Genomic DNA, 22,253 nt, shown 5'->3' on the forward strand with positions numbered 1-22,253 from the left:
TAGCACCATGCATTCACTCCCCATATTTATGAAAATTGCAGGGCGCCGCTGTATGGTCATTGGCGGCGGAGAAGTCGCTACGCGTAAAGTCATGATGTTGTTGAAGGCGGATGCCGCTGTAGAGCTCATTTCACCTGAGTTAGGCCATGAGCTCGCTGATATGCTTGCTGCAGGAAAGATCAGTTATACCCAAGCACTTTTCTCCCCAGAACAACTTGATGGTGCGATGCTAGTGATTGCTGCTACAGACGATGAGGCGACTAATCTGGCCGTTTCTATTGCGGCAAAAGCGCGCAATATTCCTGTGAATGTGGTGGATGCGCCCGAGTTATGTACCTTCACCAGCCCTTCGATTGTAGATCGCTCACCTATCCTAATTGCGATTTCTAGCGGCGGTGCTTCGCCCGTTTTGGCGCGCATGATACGCGCCAAAATTGAAGCCTTAATCCCTGCTACTTATGGCCGTTTGTCTGCCTTGGCTGCAGATTTTCGTTATCGTGTAAAACAACGATTTTCAACAAGCCAATCACGACGGATTTTCTGGGAAAATATTTTCCAAAGTAATATTGCCGAGTTGGTGCTATCGGGTCAGGAGCCTGCAGCACGAACGGCATTGAGTGAGTTGATAGATAGCGACCAAGCGGAGACAAGTCATGGAGAAGTTTATCTCGTAGGCGGTGGCCCAGGAGACCCAGATTTGCTAACTTTCCGCGCTTTGCGTTTGATGCAGCAATCCGATGTTTGCGTCTATGACAAGCTGGTGAGTAAAGAAGTCATGGAGTTGGTGCGTCGAGATGCCGAGCTTATTTATGTGGGTAAAGCCCGTGATCAACATACGCTACCGCAGGATGAAATTAACGAACTGTTAGTAAGGTTAGCTAAAGAAGGCAAGCGTGTTCTACGGCTTAAAGGTGGCGATCCCTTTATTTTTGGGCGCGGTGGCGAAGAGATCGAAACACTGATGGAAAATGGTGTGCCATTTCAGGTGGTGCCTGGCATTACTGCAGCAAATGGTGTTTCAAGCTACGCGGGGATTCCGCTCACGCATAGAGACTACGCACAATCTTGTATCTTCACTACAGGGCATTTGAAAGATGGCACGGTTGAGTTGGATTGGCCTGCATTGGTGCGGCCGAAGCAGACGGTAGTGATTTACATGGGCTTGGTAGGCTTGGCCGAGATTTGCCGCCAACTGATTGCGCATGGATTGCCACCTACTATGCCAGCAGCCGTTATTCAGCAAGGGACAACTCAGAAACAACGTGTGGTTACTGCCAATTTAGCTACCCTGGCTGACAAAGTGGCGGATGCTGAAATGAAACCGCCTTGCCTGACGATTGTGGGTGAAGTGGTGCAATTACGTGAGAAGCTGGCTTGGTTTGAGCCTAAGGGTTAGGCGATTTTAAATTTAGCTTAAACATGTATCGGCAAGGCCAAGCTAGCTTCTAGCCCGCCTTCAGGCCTGTTTTTCAGCGATAACTCACCTTTGTGCAGCCTAGCTATGCGGTTTGCAATGGCAAGCCCCAAACCACTGCCACCCTCGTTGCCGCGTGCCGTATCTAGGCGTTCAAACGGGCGTAACAAGCGTTGCATTTGCGACTCTGGAATGCCTGGGCCTTTATCCAATACACTCAAAATAATTGAGCCTGCGGTAATGGTTGTGGTGACTGTGACTTCACCTTTGCTATAGGCAAACGCGTTATCGATCAGGTTATTGAGTAGTCGTTGCATGGCTAATGGGCGTAGCGGGATAAGATGCGTAGGGGAGAGCTTGAGCACCAGGTTGCGCCCTGCCCGAATATGTCGTTCATAAATCGATTTGAGTAACGAATTGATGTCTATCATCTGCGTGGGTTCGCCTTCGATACCCCTTACAAAATCGAGGAACTGGTGAATGATGTTGTCCATATCGGTGATGTCTTGCACCATGCCATCTCTTAAGCTACCCGATTGCTCATCAGGCAACATTTCAACCGCAAGCCTCAGTCTGGCAAGTGGCGTGCGCAAGTCATGTGAGATACCTGCTAGCAGCAAGGTGCGCTCTGCATCTAATCTTGTGAGCGCCTCTGACATTTGGTTAAAAGCGTGATTCACTGCACGTAATTCGTCCAAGCCCTCTTCAGGCAATGGTGGTGGTTGTTCGCCCATGCGCAGGCGGTCTGCCGCTTTTACCAGTAAATTGAGTGGGCGATTGATGCGTTCGGCAATCAGGAATGCGCTTGCGAGCGACAGCAAAATAACGATTGCGCCCCATCCCAGCCATTGCCATGGGAAAGGCCGCTCGACCTGAATGCGTGGAATCACGACCCAAAAATCATCTTGGCCTATGCTAAAGCTGACCCATAGCCCAGCCACACCAAAGTGATTAATGGCAACAATGGTATCTGCGCCCAGTTTTTCTTTGATTTTTTCAACAATCAGCTTGGTAAACGGGTCTTTAGGAAGTGGCTCGATTTCTTCAAGTAAATCAGCTGCGTAGATGCGCACACCTTCTTTGCCTGACATTTCTGAGAGCAATGCTAGTCGGCGATCTTCATGCGCGGCAAGTAATGAGGCTTTGGTGTAGTTGACGACGGTGATTGCTTGAAGTGCTGCGGCAAGGGCGCGGGGTTCACGCTCAAAGTAATCGAATAGTCTGATTGAGACCAACTGGCCGATGACCATGACGATGGCAATCAGCAACATGGCCCTGCCTAGCAGTGTGCGCGGGACTAGACTCAATTTAGTTGGCTTTATATGACGGTGACAAAAATCTAAGCTCTGAAACGAGCTGAATTAAAACTCTTGGCGAGCAAATCCAGGGCTCGCCTTTGCTAACTATTATCCTTTGATAGCTTCGCCATCTGGGATGAATACATAACCAAAGCCCCACATGGTTTGTAAGTAACGTGGATGCGCTGGGTCAGCTTCTATTAGTCTTCTTAACCGAGATACTTGCACGTCAATACTGCGGTCAAACACATCAAGTTCGCGTCCACGCGCAAGTTGCATCAGGCGATCACGTGATAATGGTTGTCTTGGATGATCTACAAACACCTTAAGTAAAGCGTACTCACCACTGGTGATGGTAATTGGCTCGCCATTTTTATGTAGTGTGCGAGTTGATAAATCAAAGACTAGGTCACCAAAAGTTACAGTTTCAGTTTGGCGACTAGGCGCTGCTGGCAGATTGCGCTCTTGCCTACGCATTACGGAGTTTATGCGTGCCAGCAACTCACGCGGATTAAACGGTTTTGGCAGATAATCGTCTGCGCCCATCTCAAGCCCGATGATTCTATCTACTTCATCACCACGCGCGGTGAGCATGATAATCGGCATGGTGTTACCCGCAGAACGTAAACGGCGGCAAATCGCCAAACCATCTTCACCCGGCAACATCAAATCAAGCACAAGAATATCAATGTGTTCCTGCAGCAGCGCGGCATTCATCTCCGTAGAATCAGACACCGCTTTTACGCTAAAGCCTTGTTCACCCAAGTAGCGCTGGAGCAGCTCACGCATCCGAAGATCGTCATCGACCATCAATATTTTTTTTACAGTTTCTTGCATGATGTTTTTTTTGTGATGAACCTGATAGTTGAAAGGTAAGTTCTTAATTTAACTTAGTCATAGTGCATGAATATTAACAAATTTTCATAACATCATTATACGGATAGTAATGCCTCTGTGTCTTTGTTACAAATTTTTACAATCACAGGCATTTGTGAAACATTCGATTTACATAGATGGGGCATTATTGCGCGTCTTACTGAGTACATTCCAAGTGCTAGCCAGCATTTTTAGCTAGAAACTTGGCAAGAAAAATTTGTTTTTTTGAGAACTGTCGATTTCAAAAAAGAGTCCTAACCTTCATATTAGCGACAAAGACATAAGCCACATGATGAATACATTAGCCCACACAGCTAAAATTGTTGACGCTTTAATTTCAGACACCGAGTTCTGCTTGGTGGCAAACGCTAGTCTAGTGTCCTTTTAGGCCAAATAGTTGATGCTGATTGCCAGATATCTTCAGATATTTCCCAAAAACGCCTTACTGACTTTGTGTATCCTTTTGTGTGGCATGGCCGCACCTATGGCCATCAAGCCGCTCATTGCTGCACCTTTACAAAATGCCAATCAAAATTCAGATGAGCAGGTCGCAAAGCCTGGTGATTTGGCTAATCAAGATAATAGCCTCTATGCAAGGCCTACTAAAAGCCTGATCAGTATTGAAGATAGTATCAAGCTACGCAACGATATTAACGAGTACTCCCGCACGGTTGACCCTGCCCATGTGCAGATTGAAGAGCGCCGCCGCATCATGCATGATCGCTTGAAGGCACGTTTTCAAGCTGCAGATATGGATAATAACAATGTGATTTCTCGTGATGAGGCAGAGCAGTTCATGCCCCAAATACTGCGCCATTTCAGTGATATTGATACTAATAATGACGGCGTAATTACTTTAGAAGAGCTCGAGGCGCTGCAGACCAAAATCGCGGAACGTCAGCGTCAAGAGCAAGAAAGAAAAGATGCAGAGCAAGCTGCCCAGCAAGTAGCTGCAGAGCAGGCCGCAAAGAAAAAGGCGACTTCTGATGCCAGCCTGAATAATAAAAAACGTTCAATGTAGGTTTGTAAGTCAGAGTTTCAAGCAGCGCACTATTTCAGTTACCCCAACCTAAACCCAAGGCTCAGCATTACATCCCAATATAATTTGGCCCGCCGCCGCCTTCAGGTGGTTGCCAGTTGATATTCTGCGTAGGGTCTTTAATATCACAAGCCTTGCAATGAATGCAGTTCGGCGCATTGATCTGTAAGCGTTCGTTACCTGAATCACCAATAATTTCATATACGCCAGCAGGGCAATAACGTTGCTCAGGGGCATCATATAAAGCCAGATTGATGTTAATCGGTATTGCGCTGTCTTTGAGCTTTAAGTGGCAGGGTTGGTCTTCTTCGTGCTGTACATTTGATAGAAATATGGATGACAAACGGTCGAAGGTGATGGAGTTGTCAGGCTTTGGATATGCAATCCTTTGGCTAGCAGATGCTGGTTTTAATGTTTCGTTATCTGCTTTGCCATGGTTAAGTGTCCACGGTAATCGGATTTCAAAGGCTTGCAGCCACATCTCAATACCACCATAAATACTGCCGAGCAGATTGCCGTATTTTGATAGGGCAGGTTTGATATTGCGAACCTGGTCAAGATCTTGCCATATCCATGAGGCACGTAATTTTTCAGGGTAGTTGCTAAGTTCGTCGTGTTGCCTACTTTCTTTCAATGCCTCAAAAGCCGCTTCTGCAGCCAACATGCCAGATTTCATGGCGTTATGGCTGCCTTTAATGCGGGGTAGGTTCACTAACCCAGCCGAGCAACCAATCAGTGCGCCACCAGCAAATACCAGTTTTGGCAGCGATTGTAGACCACCTTCATTGATCGTGCGTGCGCCGTAGGAAATACGCTTTGCATCCTTCAACATGGTACTTATGGTTGGGTGTGATTTGAATTTTTGGAATTCACCAAACGGACTCAAATATGGATTGCTGTAGTTTAAATGTACGACAAACCCAACAGCGGCCATATTGTTTTCAAGGTGGTAAACAAAAGAGCCGCCGCCAGTGGAGTTATCTAACGGCCAGCCTTGTGAATGCATGACCAGGCCTGCTTGGTGTTTCTCTGGTGTGAGCTGCCAGATTTCCTTGAAGCCCAGACCGTATTTCTGGGGTTCAGCATCGGCACGCAAGTTGAATTTTGCTTCTAGTTGTTTGGTGAGCGATCCGCGAGTGCCTTCGGCGATGAGTGTGTATTTGGCATGCAATTCCATGCCTGGTGCGAAGCCTGGTTTTTCATGACCATCACGACCTATGCCCATGTCGCCAGTCACTATTCCTTTGACTGCGCCATCTTCGTTGTAAAGTATTTCAAAACCGCTGAACCCTGGGTAAATTTCTACGCCCAATGCCTCGGCTTGTTCACCCAGCCAGCGGCATAGATTGCCTAGGCTGATGATGTAATTACCGTGATTACTCATCAGTGGTGGCAACAGAAACTCTGGAATCTTCCAGCTGTTCTTTTTACTGAGGATTAGAAAACGATCTTCCTGGACCTGGGTATTTAAAGGCGCGCCTTTTTCTTTCCAGTCAGGGATTAATTCGTTCAGCGCAATTGGGTCTATGACGGCGCCAGATAGTATATGCGCGCCGACTTCGCTGCCTTTTTCCAGTATGCAAATACTGATTTCCCGGTTTGCTTCAAGCGCTAGTTGCTTGAGTTTGATGGCTGCTGATAAGCCCGCAGGCCCAGCGCCTACAATCAATACGTCATATTCCATCACATCGCGTTGCATGTTGATCTCTTAAATAATAAAGATTACTGTATTTGGTTGGTATGGCTAACGTCGGATGTCTGTAATTTGCAGTGAGCCAGGAACGCCTGCATACTGGCAGTTTGATACTTTTTCTTGTGCCATACAAACATAAATTGCCGCTGCAAATCAAGCCAGGGCGTAGCGATTGCTACCAGATTCCCACGCTGTAAATAATCGCGCAGTGCAAGCCTTGATATGCAGCCGATGCCGAGGCCAGATTCTACCGCACCTTTGATCGCCTCTGTATGTTCAAGTACCAGCCTGATATTAAGGGCGGATAGATGATGGTGAAAAGCATGGTCAAAAGTCTCTCGTGTGCCAGAACCTGGCTCACGCAGCACCCAGGTTTCAGCGAGTAAATCGTCCATTGAAATCTTGGTTTTAAGTGCGAGTGGATGATTGGGTGCGCAGAACACAACAAGTTCATCATCCATCCATGGTTCTGCGACAAGATCAGGGTGCTGGCAATTGCCCTCAATCAAGCCTAAATCTAGGTCATAGTGGGCAATTTGTTGTAAAATCACGCTGGTGTTTTGTACGCGTAGTTGAATCTGGCAATCCTGGTGTTGTTTCATAAATGAACCAATCAGCGATGTGGCGATGTAGTTTCCTACCGTAAGCGTTGCGCCTACTTTTAGCAGACCTAAAGTGGCCTTGCCCTGCAGCATACTCTCGATTTCAGAAGCCTGATCCAGTAATGTTGTTGCCTTTGGCAACAGGCTGCGGCCTAGCTCGTTGAGCTTAAGGGTTTTGCCTATGCGGTCAAATAGCTGGCAATCGAATTGCTTTTCGAGCTCGGCCAATGCTGTACTGGTGGCGGATTGAGAGAGCGACAGGGCTTCTGCTGCTCGAGACACGTTATCCATGCGCGCAACGGCAATGAATACCTCTAGCTGTTTGAGTGTGTGTCGCATGAGCAGTTATCTATTATTTAGATATATATTATTTAAATAATCCATTTAATGGATATTGTAATGCCAATGTAAAATGTGCGGTTAACAAAATAGTTAGCATAAAAGAATTTAAGGGCTGGAATATGAAGGTTTTAGTAGCGGTCAAGCATGTGCTGGATTACAACATCATGCCGCGCATCAAGCAGGATGGTTCAGATGTTGATATTACTGGCAACAAGATGGGCATTAACCCATTCGATGAAATTGCGGTGGAAGAGGCTGTGCGCCTGAAAGAACGCGGTATCGTGAAAGAAATCATCGCAGTTTCAATCGGCGCTGAAAACAGTAAAGATACTCTGCGCCACGCTCTTGCAATGGGTGCAGACCGTGCTGTGTTGATACAAACAGATGCAGCATTGCAACCGCTTGGTGTTGCGAAGCTGTTAAAAGCGATTGTTGAAAAAGAACAGCCAGACCTGATTCTTCTCGGCAAGCAGGCGATTGATGATGACTCAGGCCAGACAGGGCAAATGCTTTCTGCCTTATTAGGCACTGGCCAGAGTACGTTTGCTTCCGCAATCAATATAAAAGATGGCGAGATTGAAGTGACACGTGAAGTGGATACAGGCAATGAAACCGTCAGCATCAAGTTGCCTGCCGTCGTTACCTCTGATCTACGTTTGAATGAACCGCGCTTTCTCAAGCTGCCAAACCTGATGATGGCAAAGAAAAAACCAATTGAAACGATTGTTGCAAGCGAGCTGGGTATAGATTTCAGCCCACGACTCAAGCAAACTAAAGTCGCTGAGCCACCAGTGCGTAAACCTGGTGTTCTAGTTGCCAGCGTTGCTGAGCTTGTCGAGAAACTCCGCATTGAGAAGGTATTGCCATGAGCATATTGATTTTAGCCGAACATGACGGCAAGCAACTTAAGCAATCTACGCGTCAGGCAGTTACTGCCGCCGCTGTTTGGCAATTGCCCATTCACATTCTGGTTGCAGCTGAACATGCGGATGTTGTTGCGAAAGAGGCGGCAAGTATTAGCAATGTAGCGCGTGTGATTAAGGTAGAAGCTGCGCATTTTAGTCATCCGCTTGCAGAAGATGTCTCTGCTGTTCTTATTAAGCTAGCACCAGAATACAAAGTTATCTTGGGTGGACATACGGCTTTGAGCAAAAGCGTATTGCCACGCGTCGCGGCTTTGCTGGATGTAGCAATGTTGTCTGATGTTATTCAAATTACAGCGCCCGCTACTTACGTTCGCCCTATTTATGCGGGCAACATATTTGCTACTGTTGAAAGTAGCGATAGTACACAAGTGCTAACCGTGCGGGGTACATCGTTTGAGGTAGCCGCAGATGGCGGCAATGCTGAGATTATCCGTATTGAAGCGCCAGCTGCGAATACCACCACACGTTGGATCAAAGAAGAGAAGAACGTATCAGACCGTCCAGAGCTTGCCTCAGCGCATGTGGTGATTTCTGGTGGCCGCAGTCTTGGTGAGCAGTTCAATAGCTTATTAGACCCAATTGCCCATAAGTTGAATGCTGCCGTTGGTGCTACTCGTGCTTGTGTGGATGCTGGCTTTGCCCCGAATGATATTCAGGTTGGTCAGACGGGTACTGTGGTCGCACCAGAGCTATATATCGCTGTTGGTATCTCTGGTGCCATGCAGCATATTGCGGGCATCAAGGATAGCAAGGTGATTGTCGCGATTAACCATGACCCAGATGCACCTATCTTCAAATATGCTGATTACGGCCTTGTGGCTGATTTGTTCAAAGCCCTGCCTGAATTGAATGCTGCACTTAACTAGTCTTTAATTAAACCCAATACTCGAAAGCTGAATTTATATGGCCGCCTACAACACAGAAAAAGTCTTATCAGTACAACACTGGAATGACAGTCTGTTCAGTTTTACCACCACCCGTGACGATGCGCTGCGTTTTGAAAATGGCCAGTTCGTGATGATCGGCCTTGAAGTGGAAGGCAAGCCGCTGATGCGTGCTTATAGTATCGTCAGCCCTAACTATGCTGAACACCTGGAGTTTTTCAGCATCAAGGTGCCCAATGGTCCGCTGACTTCACGTCTGCAGCATTTGAAAGTGGGTGACGATATTTTGGTGAGCCGTAAGCCAACAGGTACCTTGCTGTTGTCAGACCTAAAGCCAGGCAAGCACCTCTATCTGCTATCAACCGGTACTGGTCTGGCTCCATTCATCAGCCTGATTCAAGACCCTGAAGCCTACGAGCAATACGACAAGATTATTCTGGTACACGGTGTACGCCGTGTGAATGATCTGGCTTACGAAGACTTTATTACTAAAGAGCTGCCGAACAATGAATTCTTTGGCGAAGAAGTGCGGAATAAACTGATTTATTACCCAACCGTCACTCGTGAGCCATTCAAGAACTCAGGCCGTTTAACTGATTTGATGGAAAACGGTAAATTGTTTGCCGATATTGGTTTGCCACCACTGAACCCAGAAACCGATCGCGCCATGTTGTGCGGTAGCCCAGCCATGCTGGAAGATACATGCCGTGTTCTAGATGCTGCTGGCTTGAAAGTATCTGAGCGTATCGGTGATGTAGGTGATTACGTGATTGAGCGAGCATTCGCAGAAAAATAATCTCAGCTTTTAGTATTCTAGAAACGGCGCTTTGCTTGATGCAAATGCGCCGTTTTTTGTTTATGGCACTCTTTAGATTTCTGTGAAAGCAAAATTCCTAGAACCTATTTCTAATACAATGGATTTAATTGCAAGCACCAATACTCAAAGCAGTGTCCAAAAGAAACAACTGTAAAGGCTTTCATGAGTTTTGAGATTCAAATTGCCACCAGCTACAGCCAAATCAATGCGCAGGATTGGGATGCACTGACTACAGACTCGCCGCTGTTAAGCCACGCATTTTTAAGCGCGCTTGAAGCGACTAAATGTGTAGGCGAAGGCACAGGCTGGCAGCCTTATCCCATCCTCGTATATGAGTCTGGAAAACTGGTTGGGGCAGCACCGCTGTATCTCAAAGGCCACTCGTATGGCGAGTATGTGTTTGACTGGTCTTGGGCCGAGGCTTATGAGCGTAGCGGCCTTTCGTATTACCCCAAGTTGCTGGTCGCTGTGCCATTTTCGCCTATCACTGGCGCACGTTTAATCAGTAATAACCCTGACGTCCAGGCTATGATCATTCGGACTATGGAGCAGCAGATGCAGCAGCATGATCTCTCATCTGCGCATGTGATATTCACGGATGAATCTTCTTCTGCGGCCTTGAAAGCCAGTAACTGGCTGCGGCGTGATGGTGTGCAGTTTCGTTGGCGTAACGAAAACTTCAGGAATTTCGATGATTTCTTGAGCCATCTTTCACATGATAAGCGCAAGAAAATCAAACAAGAGCGCAAAAAAATCGTCAGTGCTGGCGTTGTCTGTAAGCGCGTTAAAGGGAGGGATATCCAGCCGCAGGATTGGGATTTTTTCTATCAGTGCTATACCAATACCTATCTGGAACATCGCTCCACGCCTTACCTTACAAGACCATTTTTTGATGCCATTGGCGCTAGCATGCCAGACAATATTCTGTTGATTATTGCGGAGCTTGAAGGTCGCCCTATCGCTGCAGCACTCAATATTTATGGACAGCAGTCGCTATATGGCCGTTATTGGGGCACGTTGGAATATGTGCCAAATCTGCATTTTGAGTTGTGCTATTACCAGGCGCAGGAGTTCTGTATCGCAGAAAAAATTGAGTACTTTGAAGGTGGCGCACAGGGTGAACACAAGCTGGCACGTGGCTTCTTGCCCAGACCCACTTGTTCATACCATAAGATTGCTCACCCTGATTTTGATAAAGCGATCAGCCAATTTGTTAAGCGCGAAGCCTATGGTATGGCGGTTTACCATAATGAACTGGAAGAGCGAGCACCGTTCAAAGCTGATTGATTATTCCTTTTAATGGAATTCTTTAATCGATGGATTGCATATTATGCACAGATATTTGCGCTTATACTTTGTAAATCCATAAATGATATGAAAAGTATATGAATTCACTGGATTACGACGTCATCACACGAGCGTTGGAATGGCTGCGAGATGGCCATCAAGTGCATCTGTTTACCGTAGTGCAAACTTGGGGCTCTTCTCCCAGATTGCCGGGTGCATTATTAGCACTGCGTGCTGACGGCCATCTGGTAGGCTCAGTATCAGGCGGCTGTATTGAAGATGATCTGGCTGACAAAGCGATTAACCAACAGTTGCCGAAAACGACAGCACTCATGGAATACGGCGTTAGCCAGGATGAAGCGCAGCGCTTTGGTATCCCATGCGGTGGTCGTTTGCAGATTCTCGTTGAGCCATCAATCGCTGAGGCCACACTATTACCTTTACTGAATGCCCTCGAGAATAAACAATTAGTACGTCGTTCCGTCAATTTAAACAGTGGACATGTCAGTTTTAAAGAGGCTTTGCCTGGCTCCAGCGCAGGGCTTGAGGGTGAGTATTTCCATAACTATTTTGGCCCCAAAGCACGGTTACTTATCATTGGTGCCAATCAGCTTGGTGTATTGCTAGCCAGCATGGCGCAGACGCTCGAATTCGAAGTGCTGATTTGTGATCCGCGTGATCATGTCAAAGCAGAGTGGCGTGTGACAGGTACGCAGTGGATAGACGGCATGCCTGATGACGTGATTGTGGAAATCAAGCCTGATGCCAATACTGCAATTGTGGCCGTGACGCATGACCCTAAGCTGGATGACATGGCCTTACTAGAAGCACTCAAGTGCGATGCTTTTTATGTCGGCGCGCTTGGCTCTGAACGCAACCAGCAGAATAGACGTGATCGATTGTTGTCATTTGATCTAACGGCAGATGAGGTTGCAAGATTACATGGCCCTGTTGGTTTGCGTATTGGTAGCCGCACTCCGGCGGAAATCGCCATTGCCATCTTGGCTGAGATTATCCAGGTGCGTAGCCAGCAACGGCAATCTGCCAGCATTCCCCATCGCTTGGGTGAGGATTCAAAAGCCAGTTCTGCTTGTAAGGCTTAGCTGCTGAGTTTCTAGACTTGCGCTTAAACACTGCGTAATTCCCAATAAAAAAGGATGTCATTTAGACATCCTTTTTTATTGCCGATTTAATTGTTTGGTAACGCTATACCAATTAAATCTCTAGCTGCTTACGTGGGAACTCTGGCCAATCCACATGGAAGAACTCGCCTCTAGGCTTATCGGTACGTTCATAAGTATGCGCGCCGAAATAGTCACGTTGGCCTTGTAACAGATTGGCTGGTAATGAGGCGCTGCGATAACCATCGTAATAAGCCAGCGCTGCACTGAAGCCTTGTGCTGGAATGCCGTTGGTGACTGCGAGTGCAATCACTTTACGCCAGCCGGCTTGACCTTCATTCATGGCGTTGGTGAAGTAGGGGTCAAGCATGAGGTTTTTGAGGCGTGAGTTCAACGCATAAGCATCAGTGATTTTTTGCAGGAAACGGGCGCGGATGATACAACCACCACGCCAGATTTGTGCAAGTTCACCGAAGTTGAGTTTCCAGTTATAAGCCACTTGTGCTTTATCAATCAGCTGAAAGCCTTGTGCATAGGCGCAGATTTTCGAGCAGTACAGCGCATTTTTAATGGCTTCGATAATCGCTTTTTTATCGGTCTCATGTTTGATGACAGGGCCTTGCAGAATCTTGCTGGCATCTACACGTTCTTCCTTCAGACTTGAAAGTGCGCGCGCATACACAGCGGCGGCAATTGCATTGGCTGGTGCGCCTAGTTCTAGCGCATTTGCTGCTGTCCATTGGCCTGTACCTTTTTGGCCTGCAGTATCGAGAATCTTATCGACCAAAAAGCCATCACCTGCAGGGTCTTTCTGTTGCAGGATGTCGCCAGTGATTTCAATCAAGAAGCTGGAAAGCTCGGTCTTATTCCATTCCTTGAATACCGCACCAATTTCATCAGCAGGCATGCCCAGCAGATTCTTCATCAGCCAGTAGGCTTCGCAAATCAACTGCATATCAATGTATTCAATGCCGTTATGTACCATTTTCACATAATGGCCAGCGCCATCTGGGCCGATGTATTCAGTACATGAGAAACCGCCTACAACAGGTTTTCCTGGGGCAGCGCCTTCAAGCGGCTCACCCGTTTTTGCATCAACTTTGGCTGCAATGTCGCGCCAGATAGGCTCTAGTGAAGCCCATGCTTTGCGTGTGCCACTTGGCATGAGTGATGGGCCAAAGCGCGCGCCAGTTTCACCACCAGAAACGCCAGAGCCGATGAAATCAATCCCTTTTGCGCTGAGTTCTTTTTCGCGACGAATCGTATCTGTCCATAAGGCATTTCCGCCATCAATAATGATGTCACCTTGCTCCAGGAACGGTAGTAGTGCGTTGATAGTGACATCAGTCGCGCTGCCTGCTTTAACCAGCAACACAATCTTGCGCGGGCGCTTGATGCTAAGGACGAATGAGGCCAAATCTTCAAAGCCAATCACGCGTTCGTGAGAAGGCTCATTCGCCAAGTTTTGTGCGATGAAGTCGCGCATTTTTTCGGGGTTGCGGTTATATACCGCGATGTTGTAGCCGTGGTCGGCAATATTCAGCGCCAGGTTCTGGCCCATGACGGCTAGGCCTACAAGGCCGATATCAGTAGTTTTGGTACTCATGAGTTCCTCAATTTGTTATTAATGATGTATTGAACGCGAAACAAGACATTTGCCCAAAACGAATAGCTTAGCCATGTCATGGTTTACCAACGCCTAAATAAATAAAGTACGTCGATAAATGCATTCTAGTCCAAATAAGTGGACAACAGAAACTGCAGAACATTCTGATTCTTTGCAGACTATATCGCTGCTTGATGACATTAAAAAGTAAAGATCATGAATGCAAAAAGCCAGCATGGTGAAACATCACCATGCTGGCTTTGGACTGCAGTTAAAACTTATTCTGGTTTTGGTGGTTTTCCCCAGCCACGTTTTTCGCCATCAGGGCGGGGTGGTGGCAGTTCAGACCATTTTTGTTTCTGCTCTGGTGTTAGCACTGCATAAATCTCATGCTTGGTTGCTGTGCGTTCTACTATCATCGCTGCTTGCTGTTTGGCTTGTTGATCAGCCAAAGCTTGTACCTTTTTAGCATCATAAGGCTCGGCCTTGGCTGCATCATCCAGCGCCTTGAAGTTGGCGCGCATGGTCTCAAACTGAGCCTTAGCATCGGGTTTATGCTTTTCCATGATCTGCTTGATTTTGTCTTGCTGATCCTGGCTCAGGTTGAGTTCGCGCAGGCCATGAAAACCGCCTGGGCCATGGCGATCACCATCTGGGCCGCCATGTCTTTGTTCACAATTGCCACGGTCGCCATGTTCATGCGGTGGCGGGGCATCGCCGGGCTCTGCATGCAAGGCGGCAGCGTTTAATGCCAGCATCGATGCCACTAGCATGCTGCTTGAAAATATGACTTTGGTAAATTTACTCATAATATTTCTCCTGCTTGATGTTCTTGTAAATGAGCCTGACTTATTGAATCTTTAGCCAGTGCTCATTGCCTTATGTCACGAAGCCTATTTTGCATGATTGTGTGTATGGCTACGTTTTGTTGGCGTAATACTGGGTAAAAGTTTGTAAAGAGGCCACCCACGATGCCCGAATCTTTGGCAGAATCAGATACTTAATAAAGATGACGATAAATACAGAGGGTATGCCGTGCTTAAAGTGCTACTGATTGATGATGATGTCGAGCTTTGCCAGATGATGGCCGAGTACCTAGGTGCAGAAGATTTTAAGATGGAAATCGCACACGATGGCGAAGAGGGCGCGCGCCTCGCGCTCGCGGGCAACTTTGATATTGTCGTGCTGGATGTGATGATGCCGCGCCTGAATGGCTTTGATACCTTAAGGCTGATTCGTGCCAGCTCGCAAATACCTGTCATCATGCTCACTGCCAAAGGTGACGAGATCGACCGTATTGTCGGTCTTGAACTCGGTGCCGATGATTATCTGTCTAAACCGTTTAACCCACGTGAGCTGGTGGCGAGATTACACGCCATCCAACGTCGTGTTGCGGTACGTGATGAAACCCGTAAACAGCCTACAGATGAAGTGCTACGCGTAGGCAAGATTGCGATTTACCCAGCAGAAAGAGTGATTGAATGGCGCGGTACACCGCTTGAAATCACCACCAGTGAATACAGTTTGCTTGAGGTGCTTGCTCGTAACGCAGGGCGTGTAGTGAGTAAATCAGACCTCTTCCTGCAAGGCCTGGGCAGGCCAGAAACAGCTTACGATCGCAGCATAGACGTGCACATCAGCAATCTGCGCCAAAAACTTGGCACCTTGGATGATGGCCGTTCACCTATCCAGACCGTGCGTGGCACTGGCTATCAGTTTATCCCGACCTAAGCGCAGATATGGGCCGTTTATTCTGGAAAATATTTATTGGGCTCTCACTGACTTTTTTAATCGTCAGTGCGGTCATCGGTGGCATGGTCTATCTGCATGAACATAGTGCCAAAACCGATGAAGGATTTATGCATGATAAGCGCGCCGATTTTCTGGTGGGCGTTACTGCCAACGCGCTTGAATATGGCGGGGAAGATGGCGCCAAAGCGCTATTCAAACAGTGGCCGGAGCGCCGAGGCGCTACGGTATTGGTGGTAGATGCCGATGGCAATGACTTGATCGGCAGAGCCGTGCCACAAGGCAGTCTGGCAGAAGCGGTTGATGCACTGGTGGAAGGCGACCAGGCAGCCAGTGTGCGCAAGGTGAAAACTCCCGCTGGCAATGATTACATTCTGTTTTCGCCGATGACGGCTGATGTTCCGCCCCATTTGAGAAAAGGCCCGCCGCCACCGCCCATTTTCCCTGTGTTACTCCTCCAGGCATTCGGTGCTTTATTTACCAGCTTTCTTTTCAGTGCGGGTTTTGCGGTCTATTTGAGCCGCCCGATTCGCTATTTACGCCAGACCAGCCGCCGACTAGCGGAAGGCCATCTGGATGCGCGCGTCACGCCGTTACTCGCCAAGCGCAATGATGAAATGGCCGAGCTGGGGCAAGATTTCGACTTTATGGCCACACGGCTGCAAACCTTGCTCAACGCTCAACGACAACTGTTGCACGATGTTTCGCATGAGTTACGTTCGCCTGTAGCCCGTATGCGGCTCGCAGTCGGCCTTGCCCAGCAACAGCCAGAAAAGCTTGAAGCTGCATTAAGCCGTATTGAGCGCGAAACCGAAAGGCTGGATGAACTACTCGGCCAAATACTCACGCTCTCACGCTTGCAAACTGATATGAGCCAAGAGGTTAAAGAAACCATTAGCCTCAATGAGCTGATCGAAGATATTTTGCAGGATGTGAATTTCGAGGCGCAGGCAGTGGGTAGCAAGGTCATATTCAAATCGAATGCCGAAGCGAGTGTAGAAGGCCACTATGAATTATTGCACCGCGCGCTGGAGAACGTCATCCGTAATGCCGTGAAATACAGCCCAGAGGGTGAGTCTGTAGAAGTGTCTCTGGATAAAAATGACCACAACCTGATCACTATACAAGTACATGATCACGGTCCCGGAATCCCAGAAACTGAGTTGGAGGCAGTCTTTGAGCCGTTTTACAGAGTCACTCGCCAACACAAAACAGAGATCACTGGTCACGGCTTAGGCCTAGCGATTGCCAAGCGTGCGATTGAGAAACATAAAGGGCAAGTCACGCTTAGTAACGCGTCACAGGGCGGGCTAATCGTTAAAATCAGCCTACATAAATAATCTTGCTGATTGTCATGATTGGTCTTCAATCTAGCATGATCTGAAATTTAGACTTAACTACGCAATCTCTGCGTGGCATCATATGCTTATGAATTACGATGCTTTACCACTATTCCCGCTCAATCTGGTGTTCTACCCGGGCGGTTTATTGCCACTCAAAATTTTTGAGTTGCGCTATCTCGATATGGTCACGAGCAGCATCAAGGATAGAACGCCGTTTGCCATTGTTGCAGTACTTGAGGAAGGCTATGCATCAGTCGCTGATAATGACTTTCCGTTTGCCAAGGTAGGCACTATCGCCGAGATCATTGAGTTTGATGCGCCAGGCGCGGGCTTGATGTTTATTAAATGCATAGGTAAAAACCGCATTCGTATTAAATCTGCATGGCAGCAGGCCGATGGTTTATGGTTGGGGAGTGTGGAGCCGATCCCAGCAGACATTACGATGCCACTGCCAGATGACCTGATTTTTACTACTGACACGCTGCGCCAGCTGATTACTTCTTTAGAGACGCAAGAAATCCCTGAAAGTGAAATGCCGCTGCTAAAACCTTACTTGTTTGATGATTGCAGTTGGGTGTCCAACCGTTGGTGCGAATTTCTGAACCTGCCCATCAAGCAAAAACAGCGCTTGCTTGAGCTCGATAGCCCGCTGGTCAGGCTGGAGCTGATTAATGATATGTTCAATGTCAGCAAGCCAGAATAAAGACTCAATGAAGACTTCTAATTCACATAGCAGCATCCAAGCCTTAAATCCTGGCTCACTCGACATCATTGGGGATGTGCATGGCGAACTGGATGCACTGAATCAGTTATTAGAGCACCTAGGCTACGGCGAGCAAGGCGAACACCCTGACGGCCGGCATCTGGTGTTTGTCGGAGATCTTTGTGATCGTGGGCCTGATAGCCCCGGTGTGATTCGATTGGTACGTGACATGGTGGAAGCGGGTAACGCGCAAATGGTGCTCGGCAATCATGAAATTAGCTTTTTGCGGGATCAGGCAAAAGATGGCTCAGGCTGGTATCAGGCTAAACGTGTTGAGCGTGATAACCATAAATACGCGCCTTATGCTGAAGCTACGATTGCAGAAATACTCGAGTTCAAGGAGTTTCTTTCATTTCTGCCAGTTGCGCTAGAGCGTGAAGATTTACGTATTGTTCATGCCGCCTGGGATCAGGCTTCTATCGAAAAAGTACGTGAAATTCCGCTGGGGAGCATTGCTGATTTTTATAATCAATGGGAGCACGAAACAAAAAAGCACCTGCATGAATCCGGCATGCTCGAGGCCTACAGGCAAGAACAGGCTGACTGGAAATCGCGCATTGAAGACGAGCACCAGCAGGTGGATTTTCTACATCACACCGCTAAATTCGATGAAGTCTCCCAAATGTATAACCCCATACGGGTGCTGACTTCAGGCGTTGAGCGTAAAGGGACGTACCCTTTTTACAGCAGCGGAAAATGGCGTTTTGTGGAGCGCGTGGGCTGGTGGAATGATTATGCGGATCCCATTCCTGTAGTAGTCGGTCACTACTGGCGCAAATATGGGCAGATTAATGCCAACTCATTGGGCAAGGGCGATCCTGATTTATTCATTGGTATATCGCCATTTGCGTGGCTAGGCCTGAATCGTAATGTGTTCTGTGTGGATTATTCAGTAGGCGGTCGCTGGCGTGATCGCAAAGATCATATTGCTCCGCCGAGCAAGTTCAAGCTGGGCGCATTGCAATGGCCTGAGAACAAAATTGTGTTTGATGATGGCAGCGTGGAAGCTTTGGTCAAGTAAGCCCAATTGCTCAATTTGATTGGTGTAGTTATTGCTTGAAAATATAGCAAAATAATCCAACACCAGAGGCAATGATGAGCTTAGTTCTTAAGAATCTCGAAGCAGGCCTTAAAGACAATATTCGCTATCTCGGGCGGGTGTTGGGCGAAGTGATTACCGCTAAAGAAGGCATCGCTGTCTTCGATGTGATTGAAAATATCAGAAAAACCGCCGTCAGCTTCCATAAGCATAGTGATAAAGATGCAGCAATCGAGCTTGAGCAACTGCTCAAGCAACTGACAGTTGACCAGACCATCTCAGTAGTACGCGCGTTCAGCTATTTCAAGCATTTGGTGAATATCGCTGAAGACCTTTATGCGCACGACCAAAGCCGCCTGAATGATGAAGACATCAAGCCAGGCTCACTCTCCAGTTCGCTCGCCAAAATTGCAGAAAAACCACTCGATTTTGCAGAGATTGAGGCATTCTTAAACTCTGCGCTGGTATCGCCTGTGCTCACCGCACACCCCACTGAGGTGCAGCGTAAGAGCATCTTGGATACCGAGCGTGCGCTCTCATCTTTGCTGGCTGCTCGCGCATTGCCAATGTCCAAAAAAGAGTCAGAAAGAAACCATTTGCTGATTGTTGGTGCAATCACGACTTTATGGCAAACCAGAATCCTGCGTTTTACCAAGTTGACGGTCAGTAATGAGATTGATAATGCCCTCAGCTATTACCGCATGACTTTTCTTGAGGTGATTCCTGAGTTACTGCAAGACATGGAGCTTGAGCTCAACAAGATTTACGCCAAAGCGCCCGACGAAAGTTATCAACTCCCCAATTTCTTCCAAATGGGCAGCTGGATAGGTGGTGATCGTGATGGCAATCCTAACGTCAATGCTTCTACGTTGACTGAAGCCATCGACCAGCAGTCGATGACCGCATTCAGGTATTACCTTGAACAGATACACGCATTGCGACTTGAGCTTTCGCTCTCTACACGGCTGGTAGAAGTCACTGAAGCGCTAGTGCAACTCACTGAAGCGTCGCATGATAAATCGCCACACAGGCAAGATGAAACCTACCGTTTGGCGTTGAATGGTATTTACTCGCGTATTGTGGCAACGGCAAAACTAGTTACATCTGATATTGGGATCACGTTGGCCGAGCCTGAATCCAAGCCTTACGCCAGTGCAGATGAATTGCTGGCTGAGCTATATATCATTGTGCAATCGCTCAAACAAAACAGCGGTGACGCCTTGATCTATCCTCGCCTAGGCAAGCTGGTAAAGGCGATTGAGACTTTTGGCTTTCACTTAGCAACGATTGATATCCGCCAGTCATCCGATGTGCATGAAGCCGTTATCAAAGAGCTATTCATGAAGGCGGGTTATGACTTCAACTATGCCGATTTAGATGAAGACGAAAAAATCCAGACATTGCTAGATGAGTTGAAACAGCCTCGTTTGTTGTTTTCGCAATTCCAGCAATATTCAGAACTGGTGCATTCCGAGATTGAAGTGCTGAACAAAGCGCGTGAAATAAGAAAAATATTCGGCGAGCGGGCAGTGCGTCAATACATTATCTCGCATACCGAAACGCTCTCTGATTTGCTTGAAGTCGCGCTGCTGCAAAAAGAAGCAGGAATGCTGCGTGGGGTATGGGGCTCGCAAAAAATCCAAATGGATCTCAACATTGCGCCACTTTTTGAAACCATTGCCGACTTACGCCATGCGCCTATGATCATGGGGCAGTGGCTCAGCCTGCTCGGCATTCGCCATATCCTGCGCCACCAAGGTAACGAGCAGGAGATTATGCTCGGCTATTCTGATAGCAATAAAGATGGCGGTTTCCTCACTTCAAACTGGGAGCTCTACAAGGCAGAAGTCTCACTGGTCGAGCTGTTCAAGCAGGCCAATATCAAGCTGCGCCTGTTTCATGGTCGCGGCGGCACGGTGGGTCGTGGCGGTGGCCCGACTTATCAGGCCATCATGGCGCAACCACATGGCACGGTGGATGGGCAGATTCGCCTGACCGAACAGGGCGAGATTATCGCCAACAAATACTCTGACCCTAAAGTTGGCCGTCAGCATCTGGAAACCCTGATTGCTGCGACCATTGATGCCTCGCTATTTCCTCAAGACCAGTTGGAATCGAGCAAGCGCCGTTCGTATGAAATGGTGATGGAAGATCTCTCCACTACCGCGATGACGACTTATCGCAGTCTGGTCTATGAAACTCCAGGCTTTGCCGATTACTTTTTTAGTGCCACGCCAATCTCTGAAATCGCCGAACTCAACATCGGTAGCCGTCCAGCTGCGCGTAAATCTACGCGCAGAATTGAAGATTTACGCGCCATTCCTTGGGGCTTCTCATGGGGTCAATGCCGCTTGCTATTGCCAGGCTGGTTTGGCTTTGGCAGTGCCATTCATCAATACCTGAATAAAGATGAAAAGCTGAATAAACAACGCCTGAAAGTGCTGAATGAGATGCTGGAAGAATGGCCGCTGTTCAAAACCCTGATTGCTAACGTAGATATGGTGTTGGCCAAGAGCGACCTCGGCGTAGCCCGCCGTTACTCGCAACTGGTGAATGATGAAAAGCTGCGCGAGCATATTTTTAACTGCATTGAAAAAGAATATTTGCTGACAACTGAAGCCATCAATTTGTTATTGAAGAGCCCTGTTCGCCTGAATAACAACCCGACATTGGCTAACTCCATCAAAAGCCGCTTGCCTTATCTGGATCCACTTAATCACCTGCAAGTGGAGCTGATCAAGCGCTTTAGAGAAGGCGCTGATGACGACCGCATCAAACTCGCGATTCACTTATCCATTAATGGTATTGCCGCCGGCTTGCGCAATACCGGTTAATCACTAACTCGCGAAAGCAAACCTCACCAGCACAAAGCCTAAACTAGCCCAAAATGCTTGCCAGAAAACATTTCTGGGAATGATGGAGGGCTTTGTAGTTACCCAGTAGTTTGCGATCATTTTTGAGATTAAGGCCACAGCAATAGGCGCCAACACCAAGTCTGCGATTCTTAAATAAAGCGGAATCACTGGCGATACGGGCAGGAAGTGCAAAGAGACAAAGCCCAGGATAAACGCCCCTGTGAACCAGACAAAACTGGCGGGCCATACTGGATTGATGGGGGCATCGCCAGTATTCTGTTTGTCGAAAAGGCGGTGAATGCTATCAATTACGCGATCCGTAATCTTGAAGATGTAAGCCCCAATGCCATCTTCAAACATTAGTAAAATCACCATTACCACCATGATCACTGCAAGAAAAGTGAAAAAATTCTCACGAAAGTCTGCCGCCCTGGCGATAGAGGCGTTGAGTAGCATGAAAATCCCGATGAGATAGATGCGATTTTTCATTTTTTGCACTCCTGAAGTTAGCATTGCAGGGTAGCTTAATCGAACTTGGTGAGCAAACTGTAGTGATTAATCTTAGACAATCGACTTAAATCAAGTTGATGACTGCAACG

The 22,253-nt window shown here is 47.7% G+C and carries 19 protein-coding genes; 12 read left to right on the forward strand and 7 right to left on the reverse strand.

The window, feature by feature from the left end:
- The first annotated feature begins 7 nt into the window (after nt 1-7).
- Nucleotides 8-1,396 carry a siroheme synthase CysG gene (gene cysG, locus ZMTM_RS03620; protein WP_221764966.1) on the forward strand — a complete coding sequence of 463 codons (1,389 nt, stop codon included), beginning with the start codon at nt 8-10 and terminating at the stop codon, nt 1,394-1,396.
- Nucleotides 1,397-1,413: 17 nt separating this feature from the next.
- Here the strand turns inward: cysG and ZMTM_RS03625 are convergent, their stop codons facing one another.
- Both ZMTM_RS03625 and ompR read right to left on the reverse strand, forming a co-directional pair.
- Nucleotides 1,414-2,721, reverse strand: coding sequence for an ATP-binding protein (locus ZMTM_RS03625; RefSeq protein ID WP_318840530.1), 1,308 nt, complete (start codon nt 2,719-2,721; stop codon nt 1,414-1,416).
- 99 nt (nt 2,722-2,820) lie between these two features.
- On the reverse strand, nt 2,821-3,549 hold the full coding sequence (ompR, locus tag ZMTM_RS03630) for an osmolarity response regulator transcription factor OmpR (protein ID WP_221764967.1): 729 nt from the start codon (nt 3,547-3,549) through the stop codon (nt 2,821-2,823).
- Between the two features lie 439 nt (nt 3,550-3,988).
- On the opposite strand from ompR, the gene ZMTM_RS03635 reads away from it, so the two are divergent.
- Nucleotides 3,989-4,609, forward strand: a complete 621-nt coding sequence (locus ZMTM_RS03635) for an EF-hand domain-containing protein (RefSeq protein WP_221764968.1) — start codon at nt 3,989-3,991, stop codon at nt 4,607-4,609.
- A 67-nt stretch (nt 4,610-4,676) separates the two neighbouring features.
- Here the strand turns inward: ZMTM_RS03635 and ZMTM_RS03640 are convergent, their stop codons facing one another.
- Nucleotides 4,677-6,326, reverse strand: coding sequence for an electron transfer flavoprotein-ubiquinone oxidoreductase (locus tag ZMTM_RS03640; RefSeq protein ID WP_221764969.1), 1,650 nt, complete (start codon nt 6,324-6,326; stop codon nt 4,677-4,679).
- A gap of 23 nt (nt 6,327-6,349) precedes the next feature.
- Nucleotides 6,350-7,261: a LysR family transcriptional regulator gene (locus ZMTM_RS03645; protein WP_221764970.1), complete on the reverse strand. Its 912-nt coding sequence runs from the start codon at nt 7,259-7,261 to the stop codon at nt 6,350-6,352.
- Nucleotides 7,262-7,383: 122 nt separating this feature from the next.
- On the opposite strand from ZMTM_RS03645, the gene ZMTM_RS03650 reads away from it, so the two are divergent.
- The 5 genes from ZMTM_RS03650 (at nt 7,384) to ZMTM_RS03670 (ending at nt 12,281) form a co-directional block, all read left to right on the forward strand.
- Nucleotides 7,384-8,133, forward strand: a complete 750-nt coding sequence (locus tag ZMTM_RS03650; protein WP_221764971.1) for an electron transfer flavoprotein subunit beta/FixA family protein — start codon at nt 7,384-7,386, stop codon at nt 8,131-8,133.
- On the forward strand, nt 8,130-9,056 hold the full coding sequence (locus tag ZMTM_RS03655; protein ID WP_221764972.1) for an electron transfer flavoprotein subunit alpha/FixB family protein: 927 nt from the start codon (nt 8,130-8,132) through the stop codon (nt 9,054-9,056). The genes ZMTM_RS03650 and ZMTM_RS03655 overlap by 4 nt, the downstream gene beginning before the upstream one ends.
- Nucleotides 9,057-9,093: 37 nt before the next feature.
- On the forward strand, nt 9,094-9,870 hold the full coding sequence (locus ZMTM_RS03660; protein ID WP_221764973.1) for a ferredoxin--NADP reductase: 777 nt from the start codon (nt 9,094-9,096) through the stop codon (nt 9,868-9,870).
- Between the two features lie 183 nt (nt 9,871-10,053).
- Nucleotides 10,054-11,178, forward strand: coding sequence for a GNAT family N-acetyltransferase (locus ZMTM_RS03665; protein ID WP_221764974.1), 1,125 nt, complete (start codon nt 10,054-10,056; stop codon nt 11,176-11,178).
- Between the two features lie 98 nt (nt 11,179-11,276).
- Nucleotides 11,277-12,281, forward strand: a complete 1,005-nt coding sequence (locus ZMTM_RS03670) for an XdhC family protein (protein ID WP_221764975.1) — start codon at nt 11,277-11,279, stop codon at nt 12,279-12,281.
- Nucleotides 12,282-12,393: 112 nt separating this feature from the next.
- On the opposite strand, the gene gndA is transcribed toward ZMTM_RS03670, so the two are convergent.
- Nucleotides 12,394-13,905, reverse strand: a complete 1,512-nt coding sequence (gndA, locus tag ZMTM_RS03675; protein ID WP_221764976.1) for an NADP-dependent phosphogluconate dehydrogenase — start codon at nt 13,903-13,905, stop codon at nt 12,394-12,396.
- 278 nt (nt 13,906-14,183) lie between these two features.
- Nucleotides 14,184-14,714, reverse strand: a complete 531-nt coding sequence (locus ZMTM_RS03680; protein WP_221764977.1) for a Spy/CpxP family protein refolding chaperone — start codon at nt 14,712-14,714, stop codon at nt 14,184-14,186.
- A 226-nt stretch (nt 14,715-14,940) separates the two neighbouring features.
- Here ZMTM_RS03680 and ZMTM_RS03685 point away from each other — a divergent pair, with 226 nt between their 5' ends.
- From ZMTM_RS03685 to ppc, 5 genes are all read left to right on the forward strand, one after another.
- Entirely contained in the window at nt 14,941-15,636 is a 696-nt protein-coding gene (locus ZMTM_RS03685; protein ID WP_221764978.1) for a response regulator transcription factor, read from the forward strand.
- Between the two features lie 8 nt (nt 15,637-15,644).
- Complete coding sequence (locus ZMTM_RS03690) at nt 15,645-16,994, forward strand: ATP-binding protein (RefSeq protein WP_221764979.1); 1,350 nt, start codon at nt 15,645-15,647, stop codon at nt 16,992-16,994.
- Between the two features lie 82 nt (nt 16,995-17,076).
- Complete coding sequence (locus tag ZMTM_RS03695; protein ID WP_221764980.1) at nt 17,077-17,700, forward strand: LON peptidase substrate-binding domain-containing protein; 624 nt, start codon at nt 17,077-17,079, stop codon at nt 17,698-17,700.
- Between the two features lie 7 nt (nt 17,701-17,707).
- Nucleotides 17,708-18,781 (forward strand): metallophosphoesterase, encoded by a 1,074-nt coding sequence (locus tag ZMTM_RS03700; RefSeq protein WP_221764981.1) that lies wholly within the window; start codon nt 17,708-17,710, stop codon nt 18,779-18,781.
- 71 nt (nt 18,782-18,852) lie between these two features.
- Complete coding sequence (ppc, locus tag ZMTM_RS03705; protein ID WP_225907081.1) at nt 18,853-21,633, forward strand: phosphoenolpyruvate carboxylase; 2,781 nt, start codon at nt 18,853-18,855, stop codon at nt 21,631-21,633.
- A gap of 3 nt (nt 21,634-21,636) precedes the next feature.
- On the opposite strand, the gene ZMTM_RS03710 is transcribed toward ppc, so the two are convergent.
- A complete protein-coding gene (locus tag ZMTM_RS03710) occupies nt 21,637-22,143 on the reverse strand; it encodes a hypothetical protein (protein WP_221764982.1) in 507 nt (168 codons plus the stop codon).
- Nucleotides 22,144-22,253 lie beyond the last annotated feature (110 nt).

This window comes from Methyloradius palustris (genome assembly GCF_019703875.1).
GTDB classification, from domain to species: Bacteria; Pseudomonadota; Gammaproteobacteria; order Burkholderiales; family Methylophilaceae; genus Methyloradius; species Methyloradius palustris.

What these genes read in the sequence shown, in the direction of transcription:
- ZMTM_RS03695 (WP_221764980.1), top strand. Translation starts at nt 17,077, where the DNA reads ATGCTTATGAATTACGATGCTTTACCACTATTCCCGCTCAATCTGGTG.
- ZMTM_RS03645 (WP_221764970.1), bottom strand. Translation starts at nt 7,261, where the DNA reads ATGCGACACACACTCAAACAGCTAGAGGTATTCATTGCCGTTGCGCGC.
- ZMTM_RS03690 (WP_221764979.1), top strand. Translation starts at nt 15,645, where the DNA reads ATGGGCCGTTTATTCTGGAAAATATTTATTGGGCTCTCACTGACTTTT.
- ZMTM_RS03640 (WP_221764969.1), bottom strand. Translation starts at nt 6,326, where the DNA reads ATGCAACGCGATGTGATGGAATATGACGTATTGATTGTAGGCGCTGGG.
- ZMTM_RS03700 (WP_221764981.1), top strand. Translation starts at nt 17,708, where the DNA reads ATGAAGACTTCTAATTCACATAGCAGCATCCAAGCCTTAAATCCTGGC.
- ompR (WP_221764967.1), bottom strand. Translation starts at nt 3,549, where the DNA reads ATGCAAGAAACTGTAAAAAAAATATTGATGGTCGATGACGATCTTCGG.
- ZMTM_RS03655 (WP_221764972.1), top strand. Translation starts at nt 8,130, where the DNA reads ATGAGCATATTGATTTTAGCCGAACATGACGGCAAGCAACTTAAGCAA.
- ZMTM_RS03710 (WP_221764982.1), bottom strand. Translation starts at nt 22,143, where the DNA reads ATGAAAAATCGCATCTATCTCATCGGGATTTTCATGCTACTCAACGCC.
- ZMTM_RS03665 (WP_221764974.1), top strand. Translation starts at nt 10,054, where the DNA reads ATGAGTTTTGAGATTCAAATTGCCACCAGCTACAGCCAAATCAATGCG.
- ZMTM_RS03680 (WP_221764977.1), bottom strand. Translation starts at nt 14,714, where the DNA reads ATGAGTAAATTTACCAAAGTCATATTTTCAAGCAGCATGCTAGTGGCA.
- ppc (WP_225907081.1), top strand. Translation starts at nt 18,853, where the DNA reads ATGATGAGCTTAGTTCTTAAGAATCTCGAAGCAGGCCTTAAAGACAAT.
- cysG (WP_221764966.1), top strand. Translation starts at nt 8, where the DNA reads ATGCATTCACTCCCCATATTTATGAAAATTGCAGGGCGCCGCTGTATG.
- ZMTM_RS03635 (WP_221764968.1), top strand. Translation starts at nt 3,989, where the DNA reads ATGCTGATTGCCAGATATCTTCAGATATTTCCCAAAAACGCCTTACTG.
- ZMTM_RS03660 (WP_221764973.1), top strand. Translation starts at nt 9,094, where the DNA reads ATGGCCGCCTACAACACAGAAAAAGTCTTATCAGTACAACACTGGAAT.
- ZMTM_RS03650 (WP_221764971.1), top strand. Translation starts at nt 7,384, where the DNA reads ATGAAGGTTTTAGTAGCGGTCAAGCATGTGCTGGATTACAACATCATG.
- gndA (WP_221764976.1), bottom strand. Translation starts at nt 13,905, where the DNA reads ATGAGTACCAAAACTACTGATATCGGCCTTGTAGGCCTAGCCGTCATG.
- ZMTM_RS03670 (WP_221764975.1), top strand. Translation starts at nt 11,277, where the DNA reads ATGAATTCACTGGATTACGACGTCATCACACGAGCGTTGGAATGGCTG.